The 20,076-nt window shown below is 66.9% G+C and carries 34 protein-coding genes; all 34 read left to right on the top strand.

The genetic code is table 11. The features are described 5' to 3' along the window. Window positions 1-59 precede the first annotated feature (59 nt). The 34 genes from tuf to truA all read left to right on the top strand — a co-directional run bounded on the left by tuf (window position 60) and on the right by truA (window position 20,076). Window positions 60-1,253, top strand: coding sequence for an elongation factor Tu (tuf, locus tag I4J89_RS18095; protein WP_043531101.1), 1,194 nt, complete (start codon window positions 60-62; stop codon window positions 1,251-1,253). Between the two features lie 383 nt (window positions 1,254-1,636). Next, complete coding sequence (gene rpsJ, locus I4J89_RS18090; RefSeq protein ID WP_007073037.1) at window positions 1,637-1,945, top strand: 30S ribosomal protein S10; 309 nt, start codon at window positions 1,637-1,639, stop codon at window positions 1,943-1,945. A gap of 10 nt (window positions 1,946-1,955) precedes the next feature. After that, on the top strand, window positions 1,956-2,606 hold the full coding sequence (gene rplC / locus I4J89_RS18085; protein WP_196415136.1) for a 50S ribosomal protein L3: 651 nt from the start codon (window positions 1,956-1,958) through the stop codon (window positions 2,604-2,606). Next, complete coding sequence (gene rplD, locus I4J89_RS18080) at window positions 2,603-3,250, top strand: 50S ribosomal protein L4 (RefSeq protein ID WP_196415135.1); 648 nt, start codon at window positions 2,603-2,605, stop codon at window positions 3,248-3,250. Before rplC ends, rplD begins: the two co-directional genes overlap by 4 nt. Beyond that, a complete protein-coding gene (rplW, locus tag I4J89_RS18075) occupies window positions 3,247-3,549 on the top strand; it encodes a 50S ribosomal protein L23 (protein WP_196415134.1) in 303 nt (100 codons plus the stop codon). The genes rplD and rplW overlap by 4 nt, the downstream gene beginning before the upstream one ends. A gap of 14 nt (window positions 3,550-3,563) precedes the next feature. Then, window positions 3,564-4,403 (top strand): 50S ribosomal protein L2, encoded by an 840-nt coding sequence (gene rplB, locus I4J89_RS18070; RefSeq protein WP_196415133.1) that lies wholly within the window; start codon window positions 3,564-3,566, stop codon window positions 4,401-4,403. 13 nt (window positions 4,404-4,416) lie between these two features. Beyond that, window positions 4,417-4,698, top strand: a complete 282-nt coding sequence (gene rpsS, locus I4J89_RS18065; RefSeq protein WP_014687760.1) for a 30S ribosomal protein S19 — start codon at window positions 4,417-4,419, stop codon at window positions 4,696-4,698. A gap of 37 nt (window positions 4,699-4,735) precedes the next feature. Beyond that, window positions 4,736-5,179: a 50S ribosomal protein L22 gene (rplV, locus tag I4J89_RS18060; RefSeq protein ID WP_196415132.1), complete on the top strand. Its 444-nt coding sequence runs from the start codon at window positions 4,736-4,738 to the stop codon at window positions 5,177-5,179. Further along, window positions 5,179-6,036, top strand: coding sequence for a 30S ribosomal protein S3 (gene rpsC / locus I4J89_RS18055; protein ID WP_196415131.1), 858 nt, complete (start codon window positions 5,179-5,181; stop codon window positions 6,034-6,036). Before rplV ends, rpsC begins: the two co-directional genes overlap by 1 nt. Window positions 6,037-6,039: 3 nt before the next feature. Beyond that, window positions 6,040-6,465: a 50S ribosomal protein L16 gene (gene rplP, locus I4J89_RS18050; RefSeq protein WP_014440729.1), complete on the top strand. Its 426-nt coding sequence runs from the start codon at window positions 6,040-6,042 to the stop codon at window positions 6,463-6,465. After that, entirely contained in the window at window positions 6,465-6,698 is a 234-nt protein-coding gene (gene rpmC / locus I4J89_RS18045; RefSeq protein ID WP_014440730.1) for a 50S ribosomal protein L29, read from the top strand. The genes rplP and rpmC overlap by 1 nt, the downstream gene beginning before the upstream one ends. Next, the gene (rpsQ, locus tag I4J89_RS18040) at window positions 6,695-6,970 is read left to right on the top strand and encodes a 30S ribosomal protein S17 (protein ID WP_196415130.1); all 276 of its coding nucleotides are present in this window, start codon (window positions 6,695-6,697) and stop codon (window positions 6,968-6,970) included. Before rpmC ends, rpsQ begins: the two co-directional genes overlap by 4 nt. Before the next feature lie 94 nt (window positions 6,971-7,064). After that, window positions 7,065-7,433: a 50S ribosomal protein L14 gene (gene rplN / locus I4J89_RS18035; RefSeq protein WP_023358185.1), complete on the top strand. Its 369-nt coding sequence runs from the start codon at window positions 7,065-7,067 to the stop codon at window positions 7,431-7,433. Beyond that, window positions 7,430-7,750, top strand: a complete 321-nt coding sequence (gene rplX / locus I4J89_RS18030; RefSeq protein ID WP_196415190.1) for a 50S ribosomal protein L24 — start codon at window positions 7,430-7,432, stop codon at window positions 7,748-7,750. Before rplN ends, rplX begins: the two co-directional genes overlap by 4 nt. After that, a complete protein-coding gene (rplE, locus tag I4J89_RS18025) occupies window positions 7,750-8,319 on the top strand; it encodes a 50S ribosomal protein L5 (protein WP_196415129.1) in 570 nt (189 codons plus the stop codon). Before rplX ends, rplE begins: the two co-directional genes overlap by 1 nt. 2 nt (window positions 8,320-8,321) lie before the next feature. Next, entirely contained in the window at window positions 8,322-8,507 is a 186-nt protein-coding gene (locus I4J89_RS18020) for a type Z 30S ribosomal protein S14 (protein WP_020513598.1), read from the top strand. Window positions 8,508-8,625: 118 nt separating this feature from the next. After that, the gene (gene rpsH, locus I4J89_RS18015) at window positions 8,626-9,033 is read left to right on the top strand and encodes a 30S ribosomal protein S8 (RefSeq protein WP_014440735.1); all 408 of its coding nucleotides are present in this window, start codon (window positions 8,626-8,628) and stop codon (window positions 9,031-9,033) included. 14 nt (window positions 9,034-9,047) lie between these two features. After that, complete coding sequence (gene rplF / locus I4J89_RS18010) at window positions 9,048-9,587, top strand: 50S ribosomal protein L6 (protein ID WP_196415128.1); 540 nt, start codon at window positions 9,048-9,050, stop codon at window positions 9,585-9,587. Next, on the top strand, window positions 9,584-9,979 hold the full coding sequence (rplR, locus tag I4J89_RS18005) for a 50S ribosomal protein L18 (protein ID WP_444876223.1): 396 nt from the start codon (window positions 9,584-9,586) through the stop codon (window positions 9,977-9,979). Before rplF ends, rplR begins: the two co-directional genes overlap by 4 nt. Window positions 9,980-9,992: 13 nt before the next feature. Beyond that, window positions 9,993-10,616, top strand: a complete 624-nt coding sequence (gene rpsE / locus I4J89_RS18000) for a 30S ribosomal protein S5 (RefSeq protein ID WP_196415127.1) — start codon at window positions 9,993-9,995, stop codon at window positions 10,614-10,616. Beyond that, window positions 10,616-10,798: a 50S ribosomal protein L30 gene (gene rpmD / locus I4J89_RS17995; protein ID WP_043531070.1), complete on the top strand. Its 183-nt coding sequence runs from the start codon at window positions 10,616-10,618 to the stop codon at window positions 10,796-10,798. The genes rpsE and rpmD overlap by 1 nt, the downstream gene beginning before the upstream one ends. Further along, window positions 10,798-11,247, top strand: coding sequence for a 50S ribosomal protein L15 (rplO, locus tag I4J89_RS17990; protein ID WP_196415126.1), 450 nt, complete (start codon window positions 10,798-10,800; stop codon window positions 11,245-11,247). The genes rpmD and rplO overlap by 1 nt, the downstream gene beginning before the upstream one ends. A 515-nt stretch (window positions 11,248-11,762) precedes the next feature. Continuing rightward, window positions 11,763-13,103 (top strand): preprotein translocase subunit SecY, encoded by a 1,341-nt coding sequence (gene secY, locus I4J89_RS17985; RefSeq protein ID WP_196415188.1) that lies wholly within the window; start codon window positions 11,763-11,765, stop codon window positions 13,101-13,103. A gap of 74 nt (window positions 13,104-13,177) precedes the next feature. Next, window positions 13,178-13,831, top strand: a complete 654-nt coding sequence (locus tag I4J89_RS17980) for an adenylate kinase (RefSeq protein ID WP_196415125.1) — start codon at window positions 13,178-13,180, stop codon at window positions 13,829-13,831. Between the two features lies 1 nt (window position 13,832). Next, window positions 13,833-14,663 (top strand): type I methionyl aminopeptidase, encoded by an 831-nt coding sequence (gene map, locus I4J89_RS17975; RefSeq protein ID WP_196415124.1) that lies wholly within the window; start codon window positions 13,833-13,835, stop codon window positions 14,661-14,663. Window positions 14,664-14,697: 34 nt separating this feature from the next. Continuing rightward, the gene (locus I4J89_RS17970; protein WP_230859068.1) at window positions 14,698-15,129 is read left to right on the top strand and encodes a DUF1707 SHOCT-like domain-containing protein; all 432 of its coding nucleotides are present in this window, start codon (window positions 14,698-14,700) and stop codon (window positions 15,127-15,129) included. A gap of 236 nt (window positions 15,130-15,365) precedes the next feature. Then, a complete protein-coding gene (gene infA, locus I4J89_RS17965; protein ID WP_007073013.1) occupies window positions 15,366-15,587 on the top strand; it encodes a translation initiation factor IF-1 in 222 nt (73 codons plus the stop codon). Window positions 15,588-15,641: 54 nt separating this feature from the next. Continuing rightward, on the top strand, window positions 15,642-15,758 hold the full coding sequence (gene rpmJ / locus I4J89_RS17960; RefSeq protein ID WP_014440745.1) for a 50S ribosomal protein L36: 117 nt from the start codon (window positions 15,642-15,644) through the stop codon (window positions 15,756-15,758). 161 nt (window positions 15,759-15,919) lie between these two features. Next, window positions 15,920-16,300: a 30S ribosomal protein S13 gene (rpsM, locus tag I4J89_RS17955; protein ID WP_196415123.1), complete on the top strand. Its 381-nt coding sequence runs from the start codon at window positions 15,920-15,922 to the stop codon at window positions 16,298-16,300. A 17-nt stretch (window positions 16,301-16,317) separates the two neighbouring features. Next, window positions 16,318-16,725 carry a 30S ribosomal protein S11 gene (gene rpsK / locus I4J89_RS17950; protein ID WP_014440747.1) on the top strand — a complete coding sequence of 136 codons (408 nt, stop codon included), beginning with the start codon at window positions 16,318-16,320 and terminating at the stop codon, window positions 16,723-16,725. Window positions 16,726-16,738: 13 nt separating this feature from the next. Next, window positions 16,739-17,365: a 30S ribosomal protein S4 gene (gene rpsD / locus I4J89_RS17945; protein WP_196415122.1), complete on the top strand. Its 627-nt coding sequence runs from the start codon at window positions 16,739-16,741 to the stop codon at window positions 17,363-17,365. A gap of 84 nt (window positions 17,366-17,449) precedes the next feature. Further along, window positions 17,450-18,472, top strand: a complete 1,023-nt coding sequence (locus tag I4J89_RS17940) for a DNA-directed RNA polymerase subunit alpha (protein WP_093618743.1) — start codon at window positions 17,450-17,452, stop codon at window positions 18,470-18,472. Window positions 18,473-18,509: 37 nt separating this feature from the next. Further along, entirely contained in the window at window positions 18,510-19,082 is a 573-nt protein-coding gene (gene rplQ / locus I4J89_RS17935) for a 50S ribosomal protein L17 (RefSeq protein ID WP_196415121.1), read from the top strand. A gap of 178 nt (window positions 19,083-19,260) precedes the next feature. Next, window positions 19,261-20,076, top strand: coding sequence for a tRNA pseudouridine(38-40) synthase TruA (gene truA, locus I4J89_RS17930; RefSeq protein WP_196415120.1), 816 nt, complete (start codon window positions 19,261-19,263; stop codon window positions 20,074-20,076).

The raw sequence follows: 20,076 nt of genomic DNA, 5'->3' as shown, positions 1-20,076 counted from the left end.
CCTGAGCGCCTTATCGGCGTGCCGGGCGAAAAGAAGAATCAGTCCACAGGAGGACACCAGTGGCGAAGGCGAAGTTCGAGCGGACTAAGCCGCACGTCAACATCGGCACCATTGGTCACATCGACCACGGTAAGACGACGCTGACTGCGGCCATCACGAAGGTCCTGCACGACGAGTTCCCCGAGCTGAACCCGTACACCCCGTTCGACGAGATCGACAAGGCGCCGGAGGAGAAGGCCCGCGGCATCACGATCTCGATCGCGCACGTCGAGTACCAGACCGCGGCGCGTCACTACGCGCACGTGGACTGCCCCGGCCACGCCGACTACATCAAGAACATGATCACCGGTGCCGCTCAGATGGACGGCGCGATCCTGGTCGTGGCCGCCACCGACGGCCCGATGCCGCAGACCAAGGAGCACGTGCTCCTGGCCCGCCAGGTCGGCGTTCCGTACATCGTCGTCGCCCTGAACAAGAGCGACATGGTCGAGGACGAGGAGCTCCTGGAGCTCGTCGAGCTCGAGGTCCGCGAGCTGCTCAGCACCTACGAGTTCCCGGGCGACGACCTGCCGGTCGTCCGCGTCTCGGCGCTCAAGGCGCTCGAGGGCGACCCGGAGTGGACCGGCAAGCTCCTCGAGCTGATGAACGCGGTCGACACCGCGATCCCGCAGCCCGAGCGTGAGACCGAGAAGCCGTTCCTCATGCCGATCGAGGACGTCTTCACGATCACCGGTCGTGGCACCGTGGTGACCGGTCGCGCCGAGCGTGGCATCCTCAAGCCGAACGAGGAGGTCGAGATCGTCGGTATCCGCGAGAAGTCGACCAAGACCGTTTGCACCGGCATCGAGATGTTCCGCAAGCTGCTCGACGAGGCCCGCGCGGGTGAGAACGTCGGTCTGCTGCTCCGCGGCATCAAGCGCGAGGACGTCGAGCGCGGCATGGTCGTCGTGAAGCCGGGCACCACGACTCCCCACACGGAGTTCGAGGGCCAGGTCTACATCCTCTCGAAGGAGGAGGGTGGCCGGCACACCCCGTTCTTCCAGAACTACCGGCCGCAGTTCTACTTCCGCACCACGGACGTCACCGGCGTCGTCACGCTGCCCGAGGGCACCGAGATGGTCATGCCCGGCGACTCCACCTCCATGTCCGTGAAGCTGATCCAGCCGATCGCCATGGAGCAGGGCCTGAAGTTCGCGATCCGTGAGGGTGGCCGCACCGTCGGCGCCGGAACGGTCACGAAGATCAACAAGTGATTGATGGTCGCTCACGACTGTGTCGTGAGCGACCATCGGTGACCCGATTAGCGTTGCTGGAGACAATCCGGCATACTAGTCAGGTTGCGTCCGCGCGGGGTGGGTAGCTGGCTCGGGTTAAACCGGCTCTGTCAGGTACCCACCCTCGCCGGGTGTCCGGGTGTGTTCCTTTGCCGCCCGGCGCCCCAGATCCTCGCGATCGACTCGCTTCAGGTGCTGAGTTCAAGTGCCGGGAGCGGGATCAGAGTGCCCAGCATTCTGAGACAAGGCGCGACACGCCCGACCGCGGGGGTCGGACAACGCAGGATCAACGGTCCTGCGGGCATGCGGAGGCCACCCGCTTCCGCACGTAGCGGCATCGAGAGAAGGAAACAGAAGCCACCATGGCGGGACAGAAGATCCGCATCCGGCTCAAGGCCTATGACCACGAGGTCGTCGACTCCTCGGCGCGGAAGATCGTCGAGACGGTGACGCGTACCGGGGCGCAGGTCGCGGGCCCGGTGCCGCTGCCCACGGAGATCAACCGTTTCTGCGTGATCCGTTCGCCGCACAAGTACAAGGACTCGCGCGAGCACTTCGAGATGCGCACGCACAAGCGTCTGATCGACATCATCGACCCGACTCCGAAGACGGTCGACTCGCTCATGCGCCTCGACCTGCCGGCTGGCGTCGACATCGAGATCAAGCTGTAGGGACCGGACAATGGACAGGCAAGTAAAGGGGATCCTGGGCGCCAAGCTCGGCATGACCCAGGTCTGGGACAACAACAAGGTCGTCCCGGTAACCGTGGTGCAGGCCGGCCCTTGCGTCGTGACCCAGGTCCGTACCGATGAGAAGGACGGCTACTCCGCGGTCCAGCTGGCGTACGGTGCGATCGACCCGCGCAAGGTGAACAAGCCGGAGAGCGGCCAGTTCGCCAAGGCCGGTGTTTCGCCGCGGCGCCACCTCGTGGAGCTGCGCACCACCGACGCCGGCGAGTACGAGCTCGGCCAGGAAGTCACCGTCGAGGCGTTCGCGGCGGGCACGCCGATCGACGTCACCGGTAAGACCAAGGGCAAGGGCTACGCCGGTGTCATGAAGCGGCACGGCTTCCACGGTCTGCGCGCCAGCCACGGTGTCGAGCGCAAGCACCGCTCGCCCGGTTCGATCGGCGCCTGCGCGACCCCGGGTCGTGTCTTCAAGGGCGTCAAGATGGCCGGTCGCATGGGTGGCAAGCGCTTCACCGTGCAGAACCTGGTCATCCAGGCGGTCGACGCTGAGCGCAACCTGATCCTGGTCAGGGGTGCGGTGCCCGGTCCCAAGGGCGCGCTGATCCTGGTCCGTTCCGCGGCTAAGAAGGGCGGTGCCAAGTGAGCTCGGTTGACGTGATCAACGCCGAGGGCAACAAGGCCGGCTCGGTCGAGCTGCCCGGCAACGTCTTCGACGTCCAGGCGAACATCCCGCTGATGCACCAGGTCGTCGTGGCGCAGCTGGCCGCGGCCCGGCAGGGTACGCACAAGGCGAAGAGCCGCGGCGAGGTCGCCGGCGGCGGCAAGAAGCCGTACAAGCAGAAGGGCACCGGTCGCGCCCGTCAGGGCTCGATCCGCGCGCCGCAGTTCACCGGTGGTGGCGTCGTGCACGGTCCCGTGCCGCGTGACTACAGCCAGCGGACCCCGAAGAAGATGAAGGCCGCCGCGCTGCGTGGCGCCCTCTCCGACCGGGCCCGGGACGGCCGCGTGTTCGTGGTCGAGTCCTTCGTCAGCGGCGAGAAGCCGTCGACCAAGGCCGCCGTCGCGACGCTGCGCAAGGTCGCCCAGACCACCAAGGTTCTCGTCGTTCTGGACAGCCAGGACGAGCTGAACTGGGTGTCGCTGCGTAACGAGCCGACCGTGCACCTCATCGAGGCCGGCCAGCTGAACACCTATGACGTGCTGGTCGCCGACGAGGTGGTCTTCACGAAGGTCGCGCTCGACGAGTTCCTGGGCGGGTCCGAGAAGTCCGAGGAGGGCGACAAGTGAGCACGATCGCCGACCCGCGCGACATCATCGTCGCCCCGGTGGTCTCCGAGAAGAGCTACAGCGTTCTCGACCAGAACTGGTACACGTTCGAGGTCAACCCGGACGCCAACAAGACGCAGATCAAGATCGCGATCCAGCAGATCTTCAACGTCCGCGTGCTGAGCGTGAACACCGCCAACCGCGAGGGCAAGCGCAAGCGCACCCGGAGTGGCTGGGGCCAGCGCAAGGCCACCAAGCGCGCCATGGTGAAGCTGGCCGACGGTGACCGTATCGAGGCCTTCGGCGGCCCGGTCAGCTAAGGGGTTTGTGAATCATGGCAATCCGTAAGTACAAGCCGACCACGCCGGGCCGTCGCGGCTCGAGCGTCGCCGACTTCGCCGAGATCACCCGGTCGACGCCGGAGAAGTCTCTGCTGGTTCCGCTGCCCAAGAAGGGTGGTCGCAACGTCCACGGCCGCATCACCACGCGGCACCAGGGCGGCGGCCACAAGCGGCAGTACCGGCTGATCGACTTCAAGCGCAACGACAAGGACGGCGTGCCGGCCAAGGTCGCTCACATCGAGTACGACCCGAACCGTACGTCCCGTATCGCTCTGCTGCACTACGTCGACGGCGAGAAGCGCTACATCCTCGCGCCGAAGGACCTGAAGCAGGGCGACCGCGTCGAGTCGGGCGTGGGCGCGGACATCAAGCCCGGTAACAACCTGCCCCTGCGCAACATCCCGGTCGGTACGACGATCCACGGTGTGGAGCTTCGTCCCGGTGGCGGGGCCAAGCTGGCCCGCTCGGCAGGCGTGGGTATCCAGCTGCTCGGCCGCGAGGGTGCGTACGCCACGCTGCGTATGCCCTCCGGTGAGATCCGTCGCGTCGACATCCGCTGCCGCGCGACGGTCGGCGAGATCGGCAACGCCGAGCAGTCGAACATCAACTGGGGTAAGGCCGGCCGTATGCGGTGGAAGGGCAAGCGCCCGACCGTCCGTGGTGTCGCCATGAACCCTGTCGACCACCCGCACGGTGGTGGTGAGGGTAAGACCTCCGGTGGTCGTCACCCGGTCAACCCGGCTGGTAAGCCGGAGGGCCGTACCCGCCGCAAGGGCCAGGAGAGCGACAAGCTGATCGTTCGCCGCCGCTACGCCACCCGCAAGCGCGGGTAACGGGAGTTAAAAGATGCCTCGCAGCCTGAAGAAGGGCCCGTTCGTCGACGACCACCTGCTCAAGAAGGTGGAAGTCCAGAACGAGAAGAACTCGAAGAACGTCATCAAGACCTGGTCGCGGCGCTCGACGATCATTCCCGACATGCTCGGGCACACGATCGCCGTGCACGACGGGCGCAAGCACGTCCCGGTGTTCGTCACCGAAGCCATGGTCGGGCACAAGCTCGGCGAGTTCGCTCTGACCCGTACGTTCAAGGGTCACGAGAAGGACGACCGCAAGAGCCGTCGTCGCTAAGCAGATACACGGATTAGAGGATCAAGGAGCTACAGCGATGCCAGTCAAGGGCGACGCTCCGGTGCTTCCGGGCGCGCGGGCGGTTGCGCGGCACGTGCGCATCTCGCCGAGCAAGGCGCGCCGGGTGATCAACCTCGTCCGCGGTCTGCCCGCGAAGGAGGCGCTCACCGTCCTGCAGTTCGCGCCGCAGGCCGCCAGCGAGCAGGTTTACAAGGTGCTCGCCAGCGCCATCGCGAACGCGGAGAACAACGAGCGGCTCGACCCCGACGCCCTCCTCGTCAGCGAGGCGTTCGTCGACGAGGGTCCGACGCTGAAGCGGTTCCGTCCGCGGGCGCAGGGCCGCGCGTACCGGATCCGCAAGCGCACCTGTCACATCACGATTGCGGTCGAGGCGGTCCAGACGGCCCGCCCGGCGAAGAAGGCAGCCGCCAAGAAGGCGGCGCCGAAGGCCGAGTCCCAGAGCACGGAGGGTGCCGAGTAATGGGTCAGAAGGTTCACCCCACCGGGTTCCGTCTCGGCATTTCCACCGACTGGCGGAGCCGCTGGTTCGCGGACAAGCTCTACAAGGACTACATCGGCGAGGACGTCAAGATCCGCCGGATGATGTCCAAGGGCCTCGAGCGTGCCGGCATCTCCAAGGTGGACATCGAGCGGACCCGTGACCGGGTACGCGTCGACATCCACACCGCCCGGCCGGGCATCGTCATCGGTCGTAAGGGTGCGGAGGCGGACCGAATCCGCGGCGAGCTCGAGAAGCTCACCGGCAAGCAGGTTCAGCTGAACATCCTCGAGGTGAAGAGCCCCGAGTCGGACGCGCAGCTGGTGGCGCAGGGCGTCGCCGAGCAGCTGTCCAGCCGGGTCAGCTTCCGTCGTGCGATGCGCAAGGCGATGCAGTCGGCCATGAAGAACCCGATCTGCAAGGGCATCCGGGTGCAGGTCTCCGGCCGTCTCGGCGGCGCGGAGATGAGCCGCACGGAGTTCTACCGTGAGGGTCGCGTTCCGCTGCACACGCTGCGGGCGAACATCGAGTACGGCTTCTTCGAGGCCCGTACCACGTTCGGCCGGATCGGCGTGAAGGTCTGGATCTACAAGGGCGACGCCGTTCCGGGTCGTGAGGCCGTCGCCGAGGCGCCCGCGCGTCCGCGCCGGGACCGGGCTGACCGTCCCGAGCGTCCGCGTCGTGGCCGTTCCGGTTCGTCCGGTACGACCGCGGGTGGCACCGAGGCCGGCCGGGCTGCTGCGCAGTCCCGGGGTGGCGACACTCCGGCCGGCGAGAACCTCAACGACGCCGCGGTCGCCGCGGCTCCGGCTCCGGCCGAAACGCAGCAGGAGGGCTGACACATGCTGATGCCGCGTAAGCCCCCGAAGGGCTTCCGCAAGCCGCACCACCCGGACCGCAGTGGCGCGTCCAAGGGCGGCAACCGGGTTGTCTTCGGTGAGTTCGGTATCCAGGCGTTGGAGCCCGCGTACGTGACCAACCGGCAGATCGAGTCGGCGCGTATCGCGATGACCCGCCACATCAAGCGTGGTGGCAAGGTCTGGATCTCGATCTTCCCGGACCAGGCGCTGACCAAGAAGCCGGCCGAAACCCGCATGGGTTCCGGTAAGGGTTCTCCCGAGTGGTGGGTGGCGAACGTCAAGCCGGGACGCATTCTCTTCGAGATGTCGTTCCCGAACGAGACGGTCGCGCGTGAGGCGATGCGCCGCGCGATCCACAAGCTCCCGATGAAGTGCCGCATCGTGACGCGCGAAGTGGGTGAAAGCTGATGGCAGCGGGCGTTAAGGCAGCCGAGCTCCGCGAACTCTCCGAAGAGGAGCTGGTTTCGCGGCTGCGGGAGGCCAAGGCGGAGCTGTTCAACCTTCGTGTGCAGCGCGCGACCGGGCAGCTCGACAATCACCGTCGACTGCAGGTCGTCCGCAAGGACATCGCGAAGATCTACACGATCATGCGTGAGCGTGAGCTTGGGCTCTCGGTTGCGCCGGATGAGGTGACGGCATGAGTGAGAACACCAGCACCACACCGCGCGCACAGCGCAAGGTGCGTGACGGTCTCGTGGTCAGCGACAAGATGGACAAGACCGTCGTTGTCGAGGTCGAGGACCGCGTCAAGCACGCGCTGTACGGCAAGGTCATCCGTCGTACGCGCAAGCTGAAGGTGCACGACGAGCAGAACGCTGCCGGGGTTGGCGACCGGGTTTCGATCATGGAGACTCGTCCGCTCTCCGCCACCAAGCGGTGGCGCATCGTGGAGATCCTCGAAAAGGCCAAGTGAGTGCGCTGGGCCGGCTTCGGCCGGCCCAGTGGACCATCGTTCCGCCAAGCTTCGGACAGTCTGCCCGGAGAACTGGCAGACATAGGAGACAGACGTGATCCAGCAGGAGTCGCGACTGCGCGTCGCCGACAACACGGGTGCCCGGGAGATCCTGTGCATCCGGGTGCTCGGCGGCTCCGGTCGCCGTTACGCGAGCATCGGCGACGTCATCGTGGCCACGGTCAAGGACGCCATCCCCGGTGCCGGTGTGAAGAAGGGTGACGTCGTCAAGGCGGTCATCGTCCGCACCGCCAAGGAGAGGCGGCGTCCGGACGGCTCGTACATCCGTTTCGACGAGAACGCCGCCGTCATCATCAAGGACGGCGGGGACCCCCGCGGAACCCGCATCTTCGGCCCGGTCGGGCGCGAGCTGCGCGACAAGCGGTTCATGAAGATCATCAGCCTGGCGCCGGAGGTGCTCTGACCGTGAAGATCAAGAAGGGCGACACGGTCGTCGTCATCGCCGGCAAGGACAAGGGTGCCAAGGGCAAGGTCATCGCGGCCTTCCCGCGGCAGGACAAAGTCCTGGTCGAGGGCGTCAACCGCGTCAAGAAGCACGAACGCATCCGCACCACTCAGCGTGGTTCGAAGACCGGCGGCATCGTGACCCAGGAAGCCCCCGTTCACATCTCGAACGTGCAGGTGCTGGACGACCAGGGCAAGCCGACGCGGATCGGCTACCGGATCGACGAGAACGGCAACAAGGTTCGCATCGCGCGTACGACCGGTAAGGAACTCTGATGACTGCCGCCACCGAGACCAAGACGCTGCCGCGCCTCAAGGTCAAGTACCGTTCCGAGGTCATTCCGGCGATCCAGGAGCAGTTCAAGTACGCCAACCCCATGCAGACGCCCGGCCTGGTCAAGGTCGTCGTCAACATGGGTGTCGGCGAGGCTGCCCGTGACGCCAAGCTGATCGACGGCGCGGTCCGCGACCTCACCACGATCACCGGTCAGAAGCCGCTGGTTCGCCGGGCGACCAAGTCGATCGCGCAGTTCAAGCTGCGCGAGGGCATGCCGATCGGCGCGAAGGTCACCCTCCGCGGTGACCGGATGTGGGAGTTCCTGGACCGGCTGCTCTCGATCGCGCTGCCGCGTATCCGTGACTTCCGCGGCCTGGACAGCCGGAAGCTGGACGGCCACGGCAACTACACCTTCGGCCTGACCGAGCAGTCGGTGTTCCACGAGATCGATCAGGACAAGATCGATCGTCCGCGGGGCATGGACATCACGGTGGTCACCACCGCCACGACTGACGACGAGGGCCGGGCGCTGCTTAAGCTCCTGGGCTTCCCGTTCAAGGAGAACTGAGCATGGCGAAGAAGGCCCTGATCCTGAAGGCTGCGGCGAAGCCGAAGTTCGCTGTGCGCGCCTACACCCGCTGCCAGAAGTGCGGTCGCCCGCACTCGGTGTACCGCAAGTTCGGCCTCTGCCGGGTCTGCGTGCGGGACATGGCCCACCGCGGTGAGCTGCCCGGCGTGTCCAAGGCCTCCTGGTAACCCCAATCCAACCGCCCCGCACCGCCCTGGAGCGGATCCGAGGGGCTGGTCTGAAATACCGCTTCGCCGTAGGCCTGGTCCTACCGGGAACCCCGGCGAGAAAGGTTGACGAATACCCATGACGATGACGGACCCGATCGCAGACATGCTGACGCGTCTGCGCAACGCCAACCAGGCGTACCACGACAAGGTGACGATGCCCTACTCGAAGATCAAGGCGAACATCGCCGAGGTCCTCAAGGCTGAGGGTTACATCGCCTCGTGGACGTCTGAGGAGCCCGAGGAGGGCGCGGTCGGCAAGCGTCTGGTCGTTGAGCTCAAGTACGGCCAGAACCGCGAGCGCAGCCTCGCCGGCATCAAGCGCGTGTCGAAGCCGGGCCTGCGGGTTTACGCCAAGTCCGACGAGCTTCCTCGCGTGCTCGGCGGCCTCGGTGTCGCGATCATTTCGACGTCCCAGGGACTGCTGACCGACAAGCAGGCCCGCAAGCGGAGCGTTGGCGGGGAAGTCCTCGCCTTCGTCTGGTAACTGGAGACTTTGACATGTCGCGAATCGGACGTAAGTCGATCCCGGTCCCGGCCGGAGTCGACGTCACCATCACGGGGCAGACCGTCAAGGTCAAGGGCCCCAAGGGCGAACTGTCGCACACCGTCGCTGAGCCGATCACGGTCTCGCAGGACGGTGGCGAACTGGTCGTCAACCGCCCCAACGACGAGCGCCGGGCCAAGGAACTGCACGGCCTCTCTCGTACCCTGGTCGCCAACATGATCATCGGCGTGACCGAGGGCTACAAGAAGGTGCTCGAGATCAACGGCACCGGCTACCGCGTCACCGCGAAGGGCAAGGACCTGGAGTTCGCTCTCGGCTTCTCGCACCCGGTGAACGTCGTGCCGCCGGCGGGCATCACCTTCTCGGTGGAGCGGCCGACCCAGTTCACTGTCACCGGTATCGACAAGCAACTGGTCGGCGAGGTCGCCGCGAACATTCGCAAGATCCGCCCGCCGGAGCCCTACAAGGGCAAGGGCGTGAAGTACCAGGGCGAGGTCATCCGCCGCAAGGCTGGAAAGGCAGGTAAGAAGTGACCGCCACGCTGCTCAAGCGCCGCAACGGCGGCGGCGTCGCCGCCAAGCGTGCCGTCGGCAAGGCGCGTCGGCACTTCCGGGTCCGCAAGAACGTCCGTGGTACGGCCGAGCGTCCGCGCCTGGTCGTCACCCGATCCACGCGGCACATCACCGCGCAGATCATCGACGATCTCAAGGGCCACACCCTGGCTTCGGCCTCCACGCTGGACGCCTCGATCCGGGGCACCGAGGGCGACAAGAGCGCTCTGGCCGGCAAGGTCGGTGCGCTGGTCGCCGAGCGGGCCAAGACCGCGGGCATTTCCAAGGTGGTCTTCGACCGCGGTGGCAACAAGTACGCGGGCCGGATCGCCGCGCTTGCGGACGCCGCCCGCGAAGCCGGACTCGAGTTCTAGGAGGGATTGACCAATGCCTGGTCAGCAGCGCCGAGGCGGCGGGTCCGGCGGTAACACCGAAGGTGGCAACCGCAGGGACAACCGCCGTGAGGGCGGCCGCGGCAACGCGCCCGTCGAGAAGACCCCGCACCTCGAGCGGGTTGTCGCGATCAACCGGGTCGCCAAGGTCGTCAAGGGTGGTCGTCGCTTCAGCTTCACCGCCCTGGTGATCGTCGGCGACGGTGACGGCACCGTCGGCATCGGCTACGGAAAGGCCAAGGAGGTGCCCGCGGCCATCGCCAAGGGCGTCGAGGAGGCCAAGAAGCACTTCTTCAAGGTGCCGCGGATCGGTGCGACCATTCCGCACCCGATCACCGGCGAGGCTGCCGCGGGTGTCGTCCTGCTCAAGCCGGCTTCCGCTGGTACCGGTGTCATCGCCGGTGGCCCGGTGCGTGCCGTGCTGGAGTGCGCCGGTATCCACGACATCCTGTCGAAGAGCCTCGGCTCGTCGAACCCGATCAACATCGTGCACGCGACGGTGGCCGCGCTGAAGGGCCTCGAGTCGCCGGAGGACGTCGCGAAGCGTCGTGGCCTGCCGGTCGAGGACGTGGCGCCGGCGGCCATGCTGGCGGCGCGTGCGGAAGCGGCGGTGCACTGATGGCGCGCTTGAAGGTCACCCAGATCCGGTCCGGTATCGGCCGTAAGCAGAACCAGCGGGACTCCCTGCGGTCGCTCGGCTTGAAGCGGATCAACGATGTGGTGGTCAAGGAGGACCGTCCCGAGATTCGGGGCATGATCTTCGCCGTGAACCACCTCGTCACTGTCGAGGAGGTCGAGTAATGGCGATCAAGGTCCACCACCTGCGCCCGGCGCCGGGCGCCAAGACCGCGAAGACCCGCGTGGGTCGCGGTGAGGGCTCCAAGGGCAAGACCGCCGGTCGCGGTACCAAGGGCACCGGGGCTCGCAAGAACGTCTCGGCGGCGTTCGAGGGTGGGCAGATGCCCCTCCACATGCGCCTGCCGAAGATGAAGGGCCTGCGGAACAAGCCCCGCAACAAGGTCGTCTTCCAGGTGGTCAACCTGGACCGGCTCGCTGATCTGTTCCCGAACGGCGGCGAGGTCGGCCCGGCGGAGCTGGCTGAGGCCGGCGCTGTCCGCAAGGGCCAGCCGGTCAAGGTGCTGGGCTCCGGCGAGCTGGGCGGCGTGTCGCTGACCATCTCGGCGCACGCGTTCAGCGAGTCCGCCAAGGAGAAGATCGCGGCTGCTGGTGGCTCTGTCACCGAGCTGTAAGGCGTAAGCGGTCGAAGGCCGCGGCACCGGGTGATCCCGGGGCCGCGGCCTTCGTCGTACCGGCCGGACGGATGAAAACCGGGACGGGGACACGCAAACGGCCCTGTACGCCGCGTGAGGCCACGATTCCGCCCCGGACTGGGTACACCGGCCGGGCGAAGTCAGCGGCGGCCAGTGGCCCGTACACGGGCTCCCGCGCCGGGTTCGCGAGCGGCCGAATGACATCGAGTGACCGGGGTCTGTCCGCGCGTACCGTATTGTGGGAGCCGGCTCGGACGCGGGGTGACCGGGCTCAGTGGAGCGCGGCTTGCCGATCGTGGCGTAAGCAGACGGTTCAACCACGAAGCCGGACAGTTGTGTTGTACTGGGGCATCGGCCGGTGCGATGCCGGTGGTTGCGCCCTCGGCCTTGCTGATACAGTGCTCCGCTGGCGGCCTATATGGCTGCCCAATGATGTGTGCCCGAACTTCGGGGATACCGCAACCCAGAGTGTGGCGACCACGCAGGAGGATCAGTTGTTGTCCGCCTTCTCGAGCGCGCTTCGGACGCCTGACCTGCGGAAGAAGCTACTCTTCACGGTAGCGATTATTGGCATCTACCGGCTCGGTGCCACCTTGCCGAGCCCGGGTGTGTCCTACTCGAACGTTCAGAACTGTCTGAAGCTCACCGAGTCAGCGGGCAACGGCGTACTGAACCTGTTGAACCTGTTCTCCGGTGGCGCGCTTCTTCAGCTCTCCGTCTTCGCGCTGGGCATCATGCCGTACATCACGGCGTCGATCATCCTGCAGCTGCTGACGGTCGTGATTCCCCGGCTGGAGCAGCTCCGCAAGGAGGGCCAGTCCGGACAGGCCAAGATCACGCAGTACACCCGGTACCTGACGCTCGGCCTCGCCGTTCTGCAGGCGTCCGCGTTCGTCGCGCTGGCCCGTACCGGGCAGCTCTTCGGCAACATGTGCGACCAGGACAACCCGGCCTACCAGATCATCCCGGAGAACACCGGGCTGCCGATGTGGCTGACCCTGACCGTCCTGGTGATGACGATGACCGCCGGCACCGGCGTGGTCATGTGGCTGGGCGAGCTGATCACCGACCGTGGCGTCGGCAACGGCATGTCCGTCCTGATCTTCACCTCGATCGCGGCCCGCCTCCCCGGCGAGGGCTGGAGCATCAAGGAGTCGAGCGGCACCGGCAAGTTCCTGCTCGTCATCGCCCTGGTGCTGGTCATCATCGCGCTGGTCGTCTTCATCGAGCAGGCACAGCGCCGCATCCCGGTGCAGTACGCGAAGCGGATGATCGGCCGGCGGATGTACGGCGGCACGTCCACCTACATCCCGCTGAAGGTGAACCAGGCGGGTGTCGTACCGGTCATCTTCGGTTCCTCGCTGCTCTACCTGCCGCAGCTGTACCTGCAGTTCTTCGACCAGAACAACCTCAAGTCCTACCAGATCTGGATCCAGAACAACCTCGTGGATCCGACCAGCCCGATCTACATCGGCCTGTACTTCCTGCTGATCATCTTCTTCACGTACTTCTACGTGTCGATCACGTTCAACCCGACCGAGGTCGCGGAGAACATGAAGAAGTACGGTGGGTTCGTTCCGGGTATCCGCCCGGGCAAGCCGACCGCCGACTACCTGGACTTCATCCTCAGCCGGATCACCCTGCCGGGTTCGCTGTACCTGGCTCTGATCTCGGTTCTGCCGAACTTCTTCTTCATCTGGCTCAACCAGGACCAGTACATGAACTTCCCGTTCGGTGGTGTCGCCGTGCTGATCATGGTTGGTGTGGGTCTGGAGACGGTGAAGCAGATCGAGAGCCAGCTCATGCAGCGGAACTACGAAGGGTTCCTCCGCTAGTGGGTACGCGGGGCCGGAGGGCTCTGGCGTCGACGGTGGGCGTGGTTTCTCGTGACCGAAGCGAGGAGATGTAGGTGCGGCTGGTACTGGTGGGCCCTCCGGGGGCCGGCAAGGGGACCCAGGCTGAGTTCATCGCCGCCCACCTGGCCGTACCGAAGATCTCGACCGGGGACATCTTCCGGGCCAACGTCTCGCAGGGCACGCCGCTCGGTGTCGAAGCCAAGCGGTACATGGACGCCGGGCAGCTCGTACCGGACGAGGTGACCATCAACATGGTGCGCGACCGGCTCGCCGAGCCGGACGCCAGCGATGGTTTCCTGCTCGACGGGTTCCCGCGTACCGTGCCGCAGGCTTCGGCGCTGGACAAGCTCCTGGCCGACCTGGGCACCGCGTTGGACCTCGTGATGGAGCTGGTGGTCGACGACGACGAGGTGATCCGGCGGCTCTCCGGCCGCCGGACCTGCCGCGGTTGCGGCAAGATCTGGCACGTCGAGTTCGATCCGACCAGCAAAGAGAACATCTGCGACCGCTGCGGCAGTGACCTGTTCCAGCGGGACGACGACAAGGCCGAGACCATCGCGAACCGGCTCGTCGAGTACGCGGACAAGACCGCGCCGCTTGTCGACTTCTACGGCGCTCAGGGCAAGCTGGTGGGCATCGACGCGACCGGCCCGGTGGAGGACGTCACGGTGCGCGCGATCGACGCTCTGCGGTCCTACGGCGGCTGAAATGGCTCGTCAGCAGGACATCCAGATCAAGACACCGGAACAGATCGACAAGATGCGAGCCGCCGGGCTGGTGGTGGCGGCCGCACTCGACGCGATGCGGGACGCGGTGGCGCCCGGTGTGTCGACCGCGGACCTGGACGCGATCGCGGAGAAGGTGATCCGGGACGCCGGTGCGGTGCCCTCGTTCAAGGGCTACCACGGCTTCCCGGCCTCGATCTGCGCCTCGGTGAACGAGCAGGTGGTGCACGGCATCCCGAGCACCGAGCAGATTCTGCGCGAGGGCGACCTGATCTCGCTGGACTGCGGCGCGATCCTGGACGGCTGGCACGGCGACTCGGCGATCACCGTGGGCGTGGGTGAGACCGACCCGGCGCTGCTGCGCATGGCCGAGATCGCCGAGGACGCCATGTGGGCCGGGATCGCCGCCGCCGCACGCGGGGCGGCCAACGGCCGGGGCCGGCTCACCGACATCTCGTTCAACATCGAGAAGGTGATCCGCAAGGGCGGCCGGTACGGGATCGTGGACGGCTACGGCGGCCACGGCATCGGTACCGAGATGCACCAGGACCCGCACGTGCTGAACCACGGGAAGCCGGGCCGCGGTGTGAAGGTGGTCCCCGGCATGGCGCTCGCCATCGAGCCGATGATCACCATGGGCTCGCCGCGGACGGTGGAGCTCGATGACGGGTGGACCGTGGTGACCCGGGACGGCTCCCGGGCCGCCCACGTGGAGCACACCATGGCGCTGCTGGACGACGGGGTGTGGGTGACCACCGCACCGGACGGCGGCCGGGCCCGGCTCGGCGATCTGGTCACGGCACGCCAGCCGTAGCCTCTGATGGTGCGTGGCTGCCATGCTGGGACGCATGGGGCACGAAGGCATGCGCGCCGGCGACAGTGACCGACAGGACGTCGCGGACAAGCTGAAGATCGCGCTGAACGAGGGCCGTCTGGACCTGAACGAGTACGACGAACGGGTCCAGAAGGCGTACGCGGCCAGGACGTACGGGGACCTGGACGGCCTGCTCGACGACCTGCCCGGCACGATCCCGGTGCAGCGGGCCCAGGTGCAGCCGCATCACCCGCCGACTCCGGTGCAGCAGCCGCACGCGGTGTCCCGCGGCGGCCGGCCGGGTGTGGCGCCGGCGTTCGGCGCGTTCCTGCTCTGCACCCTGATCTGGGCGATCACCAGCTGGACCTCTGGTGAGGCTCACTACTTCTGGCCGGCCTGGGTGCTGATCCCGGTGGTCATTGCGCTGTTGGCGCACTTCTCGGACAAGGGCAAGCGCCACCAGTAAGGCGATATCGTCTGATATGTCGGCCACAGACACGCCCGACTCCGGGTTACGGAACCCTCGGTTTGGCGTCGCTGTGGCGGGCGCGTAGACTGGCTTGCTGGCGCGCAGCGTCCACTCCTTCATGTCCTCAAGCGCTTCGAGGACCGGGGGAGCCGCGGCTGGTCCGAGCTGATTTTCAGCTCGGGTAAGACGTTGCGAAGCCTGCCCCACGAACCCGATGTCAGGTAGCGGAGGACATGCCAAAGAAAGACGGAGCCATCGAGATCGAAGGCCGAGTGATCGAGCCCCTGCCGAACGCAATGTTCCGCGTTGAGCTCGCTAATGGTCACAAGGTCCTGGCACACATCTCCGGCAAGATGCGGCAGCACTACATCCGCATCCTTCCCGAGGACAGGGTCGTCGTCGAGCTCTCGCCGTACGACCTGACCCGTGGGCGCATCGTCTACCGCTACAAGTAGTCACCAGGGGTCGCGGGTTTCCACATCCCGTCTGACTGAGAGTTAAGGCAAACCGTGAAGGTCAAGCCGAGCGTCAAGCGGATCTGCAACAACTGCCGGGTCATCCGGCGGCACGGCCGGGTCATGGTCATCTGCAGCACCGACCCGCGCCACAAGCAGCGCCAGGGCTGACACAGCCTCGACGCAGGATCCGCACCACCGAACAAGCTCGTCCCAGCCGCGAAGCATTCGCATGAGCGGCCATACCCCCGGTCGGAGGCCGGGGCCCGCCCGGGCAGGCGGGATGGGACTGGCACAGACCTCCGTGAGACACCTGAGGAGTACGCCCACTTATGGCTCGACTCGTCGGCGTGGATCTTCCCCGCGAAAAGCGGATGGAGATCGCGCTCACCTACATCTTCGGCATCGGTCGCACCCGTGCCGTCGAGGCACTGACTGCTACCGCGATTGACCTGAACAAGCGCGCCAAGGACCTCAGTGAAGAGGAGCTGGTTCAGCTCCGGAACTACATCGAGGCCAACTTCAAGGTTGAGGGCGACCTGCGCCGCGAGGTCGCTGCGGACATCCGCCGCAAGGTTGAGATCGGTTGCTACGCCGGTATCCGCCACCGCAAGGGCCTGCCCGTGCGTGGACAGCGGACCCGGACCAACGCTCGTACCCGCAAGGGCCCGAAGCGCACGGTCGCCGGTAAGAAGAAGCCCGGTCGGAAGTAATAGGAGCGCACTGACTTATGCCACCGAAGGCACGCGCTGGGGCCGCCGTAAAGAAGGTCCGGCGCAAGGAACGCAAGAACGTCGCCCACGGGCAGGCGCACATCAAGAGCACCTTCAACAACACCATCGTGTCGATCACCGACCCGACCGGTGCTGTGATCTCCTGGGCCTCGTCCGGCCAGGTCGGCTTCAAGGGCTCCCGCAAGTCGACCCCGTTCGCCGCGCAGCTCGCTGCCGAGGCGGCCGCCCGTCGTGCCATGGAGCACGGCATGCGCAAGGTCGACGTTTTCGTGAAGGGTCCGGGCTCCGGCCGGGAGACCGCCATTCGTTCGCTGCAGGCCGCCGGCCTCGAGGTCGGGCAGATCTCCGACGTCACGCCGCAGCCGCACAACGGTTGCCGTCCGCCGAAGCGTCGCCGGGTCTGAGGGAGATCTAGAGATGGCTCGTTACACAGGTGCGGACTGCAAGCGCTGCCGCCGCGAAAAGATGAAGCTCTTCCTGAAGGGCAGCAAGTGCGACGGGCCGAAGTGCCCGTTCGAGTCGCGTCCCTTCCCGCCCGGCCAGCACGGCCGCGGTCGGACCAAGGAGACCGAGTACCTGCTCCAGCACCGCGAGAAGCAGAAGGCCCGCCGCGTCTACGGCGTGCTCGAGAAGCAGTTCCGCGGTTACTACGAGGAGGCTGTCACCAAGCCCGGCAAGACCGGTGAGGTGCTGCTGCAGATCCTCGAGTCGCGTCTCGACAACGTGGTCTACCGGGCCGGCTACGCCGCTTCCCGGGACGCCGCCCGGCAGCTGGTCAAGCACGGCCACTTCCTGGTCAACGGCACCAAGGTCGACATCCCGTCGTACCGGGTGAAGGAGCACGACATCGTCACGCTCCGCGAGAAGTCGAAGGAGCTCACGCCCTTCGTCGTCGCGCAGGCCCAGGCCGGTTCCCGGCCGGTGCCGGCGTGGCTCGAGCCCATCCCGAGCGAGATGAAGATCCTGATCCACTCGCTCCCGGCCCGCGCTGTCATCGACACGCAGGTCCAGGAGCAGCTGATCGTCGAGCTCTACTCGAAGTAGCAAGTTGCCCGGCGCTTTGGAAAAGGCGCCGGGCAAACCCGACGGCCATCAAATAGCGGTTGGCCTGACAGAAAGAAGAACAGCGTGCTCATCAGCCAGCGGCCGACCCTCTCGGAGGAGTCGCTCAGCGAGACCCGCTCCCGGTTCACCATCGAGCCCCTGGAGCCGGGCTTCGGCTACACCCTCGGTAACTCGCTTCGCCGGACCCTGCTCTCGTCCATCCCGGGCGCGGCGGTGACCAGCATCAAGATCGACGGCGTGCTGCACGAGTTCACCACGATCCCCGGTGTCAAGGAGGACGTGGTCGAGCTGGTCATGAACGTCAAGGAACTGACCGTCAGCTCGGAGCACGACGAGCCGGTCAGCATGTACCTGCGCAAGCAGGGCCCGGGCGACGTGACCGCCGGAGACATCCAGCCGCCGGCCGGTGTCTCGGTGCACAACCCGGATCTGAAGCTGGCGACGCTGAACAGCAAGGGCCGGCTCGACATGGAGCTGACCGTCGAGCGGGGTCGTGGCTACGTCACGGCCGCGCAGAACAAGAACGCGGGCGCGGAGATCGGCCGGATCCCGGTCGACTCGATCTACTCGCCGGTTCTGAAGGTCACCTACCGGGTCGAGGCGACCCGTGTCGAGCAGCGCACCGACTTCGACCGTCTGATCATCGACGTCGAGTCGAAGGCGTCCATCTCGCCGCGGACCGCGCTCGCGTCGGCTGGTTCCACCCTGGTCGAGCTCTTCGGGCTCTGCCGGGAGCTGGACGAGACCGCCGAGGGCATCGACATCGGCCCGTCGCCGCAGGACGCGCAGCTCGCTGCCGACCTGGCCCTTCCGATCGAGGAGCTGGACCTCACCGTCCGGTCGTACAACTGCCTCAAGCGCGAGGGCATCAATAGCGTGGGCGAGTTGATAGGGCGTACGGAGGCTGACCTTCTGGACATCCGGAACTTCGGCCAGAAGTCGATCGACGAGGTCAAGATGAAGCTCGCCGGAATGGGCCTCGGTCTGAAGGACAGCGCGCCGTCCTTCGACCCGGCGCACGTCGTGGACTCGTTCGGCGACGTGGACTACGACACCGACGACTACCGCGAGACCGAGCAGCTGTAAGCTCGGCTGCCGCGCGATAACCAAGGAGCATCCGAAAATGCCCACGCCCACCAAGGGTGCCCGCCTCGGCGGCAGCCCGGCACACGAGAAGCTCATCCTGGCCAACCTGGCCACCGAGCTCTTCCGGCACGGGAAGATCAAGACCACCGAGTCGAAGGCCAGGCGGCTGCGCCCGCTGGCTGAGCAGCTCGTCACGAAGGCCAAGCGCGGTGACCTGCACGCCCGTCGTCGCGTCCTGACCGTCGTGAAGGACAAGGACGTCGTGTACGCCCTGTTCGAGCAGATCGCTCCGCGGTACAGCAACCGCCCCGGCGGTTACACCCGGATCACCAAGATCGGCCCGCGCAAGGGTGACGCCGCTCCGATGGCCGTCATCGAGCTGGTCGAGGAGCTGCAGGTCGCGGCCACCACCGGCCCGTCGAAGGAGGCCCGCAAGGCCGCCGCGCAGCAGGCCAAGGTCGAGGCGCTGGCCCCCGAGGACGAGGCGCCGAAGGCCGCCGACACCGAGGACGTGGACCAGGACTCCGAGGCGCCGGTGAGCGCCTCCGGTGACAAGGGCGCCGAGGGTGACCAGGCCGAGGGCGACGACGACGCCACCGCCAAGGCCTGATTCAGCTAGGTTCGGCCCGGCATCCTCCTCGGAGGTGCCGGGCCTTTCCTTTGCGGCGCGGGCTTTGCCGCGGTGCCGGCTTTCCAAGATCAAAATCATTTGAGGTACGGGTTCGGCAGAGTCCCCGGATTTCCGGGACGGCCGGCAACGTGGCCGAGGCCGAGGAGCACGCTGCGGGATGACCGATTCGATCCGGCTACGACTGGACGTGTCGTATGACGGCGCCGACTTCTCGGGCTGGGCGGCACAGCCCGCTCGGCGTACGGTCGCCGGGGTTCTGACCGAGGCACTCGGCCGGCTCGTCGGCGCTGAGACGCCGCTGGGCTTGACCGTGGCCGGGCGTACCGATGCCGGGGTGCATGCGACCGGTCAGGTCTGCCACATCGAGTTACCCGCCGAGCGTTACGCCGAGCTCGAAGGATCGCTGCTGCGCCGCCTCGCGGCGCTGATGCCGCCGGACGCGCGCGTCCGCGCCGTAACTGTGGTGCCCGCCACCTTCGACGCCCGGTTCTCGGCGACCTTCCGCCGATACGAATACCGCGTCTCGGACGACCCGTGGGGGCCGGAACCGCTGCGCCGCCACGACACCCTCGGCTGGCTGCGCCCGCTCGACCTGGACCGGCTGAACGCCGCCGCGGCCGGGCTGGTCGGGGAGCACGACTTCGCCGCGTTCTGCAAGCGCAAGGAGCACGCCACCACGATCCGGGCGATCACCCGGCTGGACTGGCGTCGCGACCCGGACCGGATCTGCGTCGCCACCGTTCAGGCGGACGCCTTCTGCCAGGCTATGGTCCGCAGCCTGGTGGGCGCGATGCTGACGGTCGGCGACGGGCGCCGGCAGCCGGACTGGCCGGCCCGGCTGCTGACGATGCGGGAACGCTCCAGCGAGGTGACGGTCGCCCCGGCGCACGGGCTCACGCTGGTCGCGGTCGGCTATCCCGAGGAGACCGAGTACGCCGTCCGGGCCGAGGCCACCCGACGCCTGCGAGCCTGA

The organism is Actinoplanes aureus, from assembly GCF_015704865.1.
Taxonomy (GTDB): domain Bacteria; phylum Actinomycetota; class Actinomycetes; order Mycobacteriales; family Micromonosporaceae; genus Actinoplanes; species Actinoplanes aureus.
The sequence above is the reverse complement of the archived record's forward strand: the minus strand, read 5'-3'. Positions and strand labels throughout refer to the sequence as shown.